General features: G+C 72.3%; 7 protein-coding genes and 1 tRNA gene. 5 read left to right on the top strand and 3 right to left on the bottom strand.

From position 1 onward, the window contains the following. The first annotated feature begins 57 nt into the window (after window positions 1–57). Window positions 58–132: transfer RNA gene (locus BI06_RS52425), tRNA-Gln, on the top strand. Between the two features lie 191 nt (window positions 133–323). On the opposite strand, the gene BI06_RS16305 is transcribed toward BI06_RS52425, so the two are convergent. Beyond that, window positions 324–1,037, bottom strand: coding sequence for an IclR family transcriptional regulator (locus BI06_RS16305; RefSeq protein WP_030306825.1), 714 nt, complete (start codon window positions 1,035–1,037; stop codon window positions 324–326). 231 nt (window positions 1,038–1,268) lie between these two features. Here BI06_RS16305 and leuC point away from each other — a divergent pair, with 231 nt between their 5' ends. The 4 genes from leuC (at window position 1,269) to BI06_RS16285 (ending at window position 4,704) form a co-directional block, all read left to right on the top strand. After that, the gene (gene leuC / locus BI06_RS16300) at window positions 1,269–2,690 is read left to right on the top strand and encodes a 3-isopropylmalate dehydratase large subunit (RefSeq protein WP_030396698.1); all 1,422 of its coding nucleotides are present in this window, start codon (window positions 1,269–1,271) and stop codon (window positions 2,688–2,690) included. Between the two features lie 5 nt (window positions 2,691–2,695). Continuing rightward, window positions 2,696–3,292 (top strand): 3-isopropylmalate dehydratase small subunit, encoded by a 597-nt coding sequence (leuD, locus tag BI06_RS16295; protein WP_030396699.1) that lies wholly within the window; start codon window positions 2,696–2,698, stop codon window positions 3,290–3,292. Window positions 3,293–3,476: 184 nt separating this feature from the next. Continuing rightward, window positions 3,477–3,824, top strand: a complete 348-nt coding sequence (locus BI06_RS55520) for a hypothetical protein (protein WP_369826131.1) — start codon at window positions 3,477–3,479, stop codon at window positions 3,822–3,824. 133 nt (window positions 3,825–3,957) lie between these two features. Further along, on the top strand, window positions 3,958–4,704 hold the full coding sequence (locus tag BI06_RS16285) for an HU family DNA-binding protein (RefSeq protein WP_030396701.1): 747 nt from the start codon (window positions 3,958–3,960) through the stop codon (window positions 4,702–4,704). A gap of 161 nt (window positions 4,705–4,865) precedes the next feature. Here BI06_RS16285 and BI06_RS16280 read toward each other — a convergent pair whose 3' ends face one another. Together BI06_RS16280 and cofC are read right to left on the bottom strand one after the other, a co-directional pair. After that, window positions 4,866–5,087, bottom strand: a complete 222-nt coding sequence (locus BI06_RS16280) for a hypothetical protein (RefSeq protein ID WP_030396702.1) — start codon at window positions 5,085–5,087, stop codon at window positions 4,866–4,868. A 158-nt stretch (window positions 5,088–5,245) separates the two neighbouring features. Further along, on the bottom strand, window positions 5,246–5,899 hold the full coding sequence (cofC, locus tag BI06_RS16275) for a 2-phospho-L-lactate guanylyltransferase (protein WP_043468780.1): 654 nt from the start codon (window positions 5,897–5,899) through the stop codon (window positions 5,246–5,248). Window positions 5,900–5,920 lie beyond the last annotated feature (21 nt).

The raw sequence follows: 5,920 nt of genomic DNA, 5'->3' as shown, positions 1-5,920 counted from the left end.
TCGGGGGTACTGAAGCAGGAAGCCGATGGGGTTGCTCATCGGCTGATTGCTTTGTGTTGGGGTATGGTGTAATTGGCAGCACGAGTGATTCTGGTTCATTTAGTCTAGGTTCGAGTCCTGGTACCCCAGCCAGAAAAGAAAGGCCCCGGTCCCCGGGGTCTTTTTTGATTTCCCGGGCCGCGCCGGGAATCCACCGGGAATCCGTCGGAACCCCGTCCGAAGGGCCCCGCTCGACAGCGAGCGGGGCCCTTCACGGTTTTTCGGTGGGGGGAGAGTGCGGGGGAGTCCGGGGAAGGCGTGGGGGTGGGTGGGGGACGGGCGGGTCAGCTGCGGCGCAGGGCCTCGGTGAGCCGGTTGGCGGCCTCGATGATGGCCTGGGCGTGCAGCCGCCCGGGGTGACGGGTCAGGCGCTCGATCGGCCCGGAGACCGAAACGGCGGCCACGACGCGGTTGGAGGGGCCGCGGACCGGCGCGGAGACGGAGGCGACGCCCGGCTCCCGCTCGCCGATCGACTGGGCCCAGCCGCGCCGCCGGACGCCGCTCAGCGCGGTGGCGGTGAACCGGGCGCCCTGGAGGCCGCGGTGCAGCCGCTCGGGCTCCTCCCAGGCCAGCAGGACCTGGGCGGCCGAGCCGGCCTTCATCGGCAGGGTGCTGCCGACCGGGACGGTGTCCCGCAGACCGGAGAGCCGCTCGGCGGCCGCGACACAGATCCGCATCTCGCCCTGCCGGCGGTAGAGCTGTGCGCTCTCGCCGGTGACGTCGCGCAGGTGGGTCAGGACCGGGCCCGCGGTGGCGAGCAGCCGGTCCTCGCCCGCCGCGGCGGAGAGTTCGGACAGGCGCGGGCCGAGGATGAACCGGCCCTGCATGTCTCTGGTGACCAGACGGTGGTGTTCGAGTGCGACGGCGAGTCTGTGGGCCGTGGGGCGCGCCAGACCGGTGGCGGCGACCAGCCCCGCCAACGTGGCGGGGCCCGACTCCAGTGCGCTCAGCACCAGAGCGGCCTTGTCGAGCACGCCGACGCCGCTAGAGTTGTCCATGCGCTAAGACTGCAGTCTCATTCCGCGAGACGCAAGTTCAATCTTCTGCGAAAAGCGCCACTCTGGATGCAGCAGCCCGGGAGACATCCAGGATGCGACCCCGCCGAGGTGTCCGCATCGTGGACACCGATCCGGTGTGCAGGTCGCTCGTCGCGTGCCGCACCGGGCCGCGACAGCTTTGACCTCGACGACACGAGAAGGCCGGCAACGCGGCCGGCTGGAGGGAATCCGATGGGACGGACACTCGCAGAGAAGGTCTGGGACGACCACGTCGTGCGGCGCGCGGAGGGCGAGCCCGACCTGCTCTTCATCGACCTGCACCTGCTCCACGAGGTGACCAGCCCGCAGGCCTTCGACGGCCTCCGGCTGGCCGGACGCACGGTCCGCCGCACCGATCTCACGATCGCCACCGAGGACCACAACACCCCGACTCTGGACATCGACAAGCCGATCGCCGACCCGGTCTCCAGGGTCCAGCTGGAGACCCTGCGCAAGAACGCGGCCGAGTTCGGCGTCCGGATCCACTCCCTCGGCGACATCGAGCAGGGCGTCGTGCACGTCGTCGGCCCCCAGCTGGGCCTCACCCAGCCCGGCACGACCGTGGTCTGTGGCGATTCCCACACCTCCACCCACGGCGCGTTCGGCGCCCTGGCGTTCGGCATCGGCACCAGCCAGGTCGAGCACGTGCTCGCCACCCAGACGCTGCCGCTGGCCCCGTTCCGGACCATGGCGATCACCGTCGAGGGCGAACTGCCCGAGGGCGTCACCGCCAAGGACCTCATCCTGGCGATCATCACCCGGATCGGCACCGGCGGCGGCCAGGGCTACGTCCTGGAGTACCGCGGTTCGGCGATCCGCGGCCTCTCCATGGAGGCCCGGATGACCATCTGCAACATGTCCATCGAGGCGGGCGCCCGGGCCGGCATGATCGCCCCGGACGAGACCACCTTCGCCTACCTGAAGGGCCGCCCGCACGCCCCGCAGGGCGAGGACTGGGACGCCGCCGTCGAGTACTGGCGGACCCTGGGCACCGACGAGGACGCGGTCTTCGACCACGAGATCTTCATCGACGCCGCCGAGCTGACCCCCTTCGTCACCTGGGGCACCAACCCCGGCCAGGGCGCCCCGCTCGGCGCCTCGGTGCCGGACCCGGCCTCCTTCGCCGACCCGCAGGAGCGGATCGCCGCCGAGAACGCCCTCGCCTACATGGGGCTGGAGGCCGGCACCCCGCTGCGCGAGGTCGCGGTCGACGCGGTCTTCGTCGGCTCCTGCACCAACGGCCGGATCGAGGACCTGCGCGCCGCCGCCGACCTGCTGCGCGGCCGCCGGATCGCCGACGGCGTGCGGATGCTGGTCGTCCCGGGCTCCGTCCGGGTCGCCCTCCAGGCCGTCGAGGAGGGCCTGGACAAGGTGTTCACCGCCGCCGGCGCCGAATGGCGGCACGCGGGCTGCTCGATGTGCCTGGGGATGAACCCGGACCAGCTCGCCCCCGGCGAGCGCTGCGCCTCGACCTCGAACCGCAACTTCGAGGGCCGCCAGGGCAAGGGCGGCCGCACCCACCTGGTCTCGCCCCAGGTCGCCGCCGCGACCGCCGTCCTGGGCCGCCTGGCGGCCCCCGCCGATCTGGCGTCCAGCGCCGCCGTGGAGGTCTGAGCAGCATGGAGAAGTTCACCACCCACACCGGGCGGGCCGTGCCGCTGCGCCGCAGCAACGTCGACACGGACCAGATCATCCCCGCCCATTGGCTGAAGAAAGTCACCCGTTCCGGTTTCGAGGACGGCCTTTTCGAGGCCTGGCGCCGGGACGAGTCGTTCATCCTCAACCGGCCCGAGCGGCAGGGCGCCACCGTCCTGGTGGCCGGCCCCGAGTTCGGTACCGGCTCCTCCCGCGAGCACGCCGTCTGGGCCCTGCAGAACTACGGCTTCCACGCCGTGATCTCCTCGCGCTTCGCCGACATCTTCCGCGGCAACTCGCTGAAGAACGGCCTGCTCACCGTGGTGCTCCCGCAGGAGACCGTGGAACGGATCTGGGCGCTGACCGAGGCGGACCCGACCGCCCCCGTCACGGTCGACCTGGAGGCCCGCGAGGTGCGGGCCGAGGGCATCACCGCGCCGTTCGAACTGGACGACAACCTCCGTTGGCGGCTGCTCAACGGACTGGACGACATCAGCATCACGCTGCGGAACGAGGCCGACATCGCGGCCTTCGAGGCGAGCCGTCCCGCGTTCAAGCCGCGCACCCTCCCGGCGGCCTGATCGCCCGTTCTGAACAAGCATTCTGACGAACCGCCGGATGGCCCGCCTCCCCCCTCGGGGGGGCGGGCCATCCGCCGTTCCGGGGCGGGAGTTGTGCCCGTCCGCGGGCCCCGGATTGAGGATTCGGTTTTGCGGCGGAGGGCCCCGCGCATGCACAACTGCGCGTAGATGGCACAATCAGTGCATGCACCGGCACCATGAACCTCCGTACGCGGGCGGCGAACCCGCGTCACCGGAGTCCACGGGCCGGGGATCCGAACGCCGAATTGACGATCGGCCGGACGCCGCCACCTCAGCTGCTGAGGAGCCGGACGACCCGGAAGTCGCAGCGCTCTTCGCGCTTGTGGCCGAGCGGTTGAAGCAAGCTCACGACCGCGTGCATGCGCTGAACGTGTCTGCCGATGCAAAGACCGCTCTCACCCGTCAACTGCTCATCGTCACCGAGGCCGCCAAGCGCGATCTTCCGGAGGCGGCGCGGCGGTTGAGTCGCTTTGTGCAGGACCTCGACGAGGGGCGCCCGCCCGTCGTCTGAGGTCGCCGACGCGCAAATCCATTGCGACACTAGGGTGATTCGCGCGTTTGGTAATTGAAAGTCCGCAGATACATACCTAACGTGCGAAATGAACGGATGGAATCATCCGGCGCCCGTTTCTGAAGGGGAAGACGTGAACAAGGCTCAGCTTGTCGAAGCGGTGGCCGAGCAGCTGGGCGGTCGCAAGGCTGCCGCAGAGGCCGTCGACGCAGTGCTCGACACCATGGTGCGCGCCGTCGTGGCCGGCGACCGTGTTTCGGTCACCGGTTTCGGCACCTTCGAGAAGGTGGAGCGCTCCGCGCGCTTCGCCCGCAACCCGCAGACCGGCGAGAAGGTCAAGGTCAAGAAGACCTCGGTGCCCCGCTTCCGCCCGGGCCAGGGCTTCAAGGACCTGGTCAGCGGCGCCAAGAAGCTGCCGAAGGAAGGCCCCTCGGTGAAGAAGGCGCCCAAGGGCTCCCTCACCCCGGGCAAGAGCGGTGTCGCCGCCACCCCGGCCGCCAAGCGTGCCGCCACCAAGCGCGCCGCCACGGCCGCTGCCGCCGCCGCTGCCGCCACCCCGGCGAAGAAGGCCGCCGCCAAGAAGACGGCCACCAAGGCGACCGCCACCAAGGCGACCGCGACCAAGGCCGCCGCCACCAAGACGGCCGCCACCAAGAAGACGGCCGCCGTCAAGAAGGCCACCACCACCGCCGCCGCGAAGAAGACCACCGCGACCGCGACCAAGAAGACGGCCGCCGCCGCCAAGAAGGCGACCACCACCGCCGCCGCGAAGAAGACCACCGCGACCGCCAAGAAGGCGACCGCCACGGCCAAGAAGACGGCGCCGGCGAAGAAGACCACCACCCGCAAGACCACCGCGCGCAAGACCACCGCCAAGTAGTCGGTGCGCGTCGTCGTCGGACGGCCTTCGCGAGCCGTGGCGCCGCCCTCCTCCGGGAATTCCCGGCGGGGTGGTGCCACGGCTTATCGCTTTTCCGGGATTTCTCCCCGAGCCCGCGGCTCCCGGCGGCTCCGCGGCTCCTGAGGGCGCCGCCGCCCCGCTCAGTCCGCGGCCGGGTCCGGGAAGGTCTGCAGCGTCAGGAAGACCACCCGCCGGGCGTCACCGGCGCCCTCCGTGCGGATCCGCACCCGCTGGCCCGGGCGCAGCAGCCGCAGCCCGCCGGCGTCGAAGGCGGCCGCGTCGAACGGCACCGGGGTCCCGTCGTCGAGCAGCACGGAGCCGGCCCGGGTGGCGGGGTCGTAGGTGAACGCGGTGGCCTGCATGCCAGCAGCATAGCGAGGGGCACCGACAGTCCCCGGTGGTGTCCGGGGCGGGTCTCCCGGATCGTGCCGGGCGGGCGGCCGCCCGGACCCGGAGGACGCGCGCCGGGGCCCGTCCTCGAACCCCTGCCCGCGGGACGGCGTGGTCCGAAGGACGCGCCCTAACCGGGCAGCGGTGCGCCGGAGCGGTTCTGCCGGGGCAGGTAGCCGAGCCGGGCGGCCAGGGCCAGGGTGTGCGGCCCGACGCCGAGCGCCAGTGCCTCGGCCAGGTCCTCGCCGGTGTCGACGTCCCGGCGGACCGACTCCACGCCGGACAGCCGCAGTTCGCGGGCCCCGCCGGCCGCGTGCCGGGCCCGTGAGCCGTCCCCGAACGCGGGGTCGAGCGCACTGCCCGGGGCGCAGGCCAGCAAGGTGGTGCCCAGCCCCGGCGCGTCCGGCAGGAAGGCCCGGCCGGTCGCAGGGACGGCGGCCAGCACCCGGCCCAGTTCGGCCGGGCGCAGGGCCGGCAGGTCCGCCGAGAGGGCGGCCAGCGGCGCGTGGGGCGCGAGGGCCAGCGCGGCCGCCGCGCCGTGCGCCAGTGCCTCGTTGAGGCCGCCGCCGGGCTCGTCGTCGACCACCAGGGCGCCGAGCGCGGCCAGCCGCGCCCCGGCCCCGGCGTCACGGGTGACCACCAGCACCCGGCCGGTCCCCGGTGCGGCCAGCGCGGCCGCGACGGTGTCCAGGGCGAACGAGAGTGCGAGGTCGGGGCGGTGCGGGCCGGCGAACGGGGCCAGCCGGGTCTTGGCCCCGGCGAGCCGCTTGAGCGGCACTACCAGCGACCAGTCGGCGGCGGGTGC

It is taken from the genome of Kitasatospora sp. MBT66, assembly GCF_000710405.2.
GTDB classification, from domain to species: domain Bacteria; phylum Actinomycetota; class Actinomycetes; order Streptomycetales; family Streptomycetaceae; genus Kitasatospora; species Kitasatospora purpeofusca.
The sequence above is the reverse complement of the archived record's forward strand: the minus strand, read 5'-3'. Positions and strand labels throughout refer to the sequence as shown.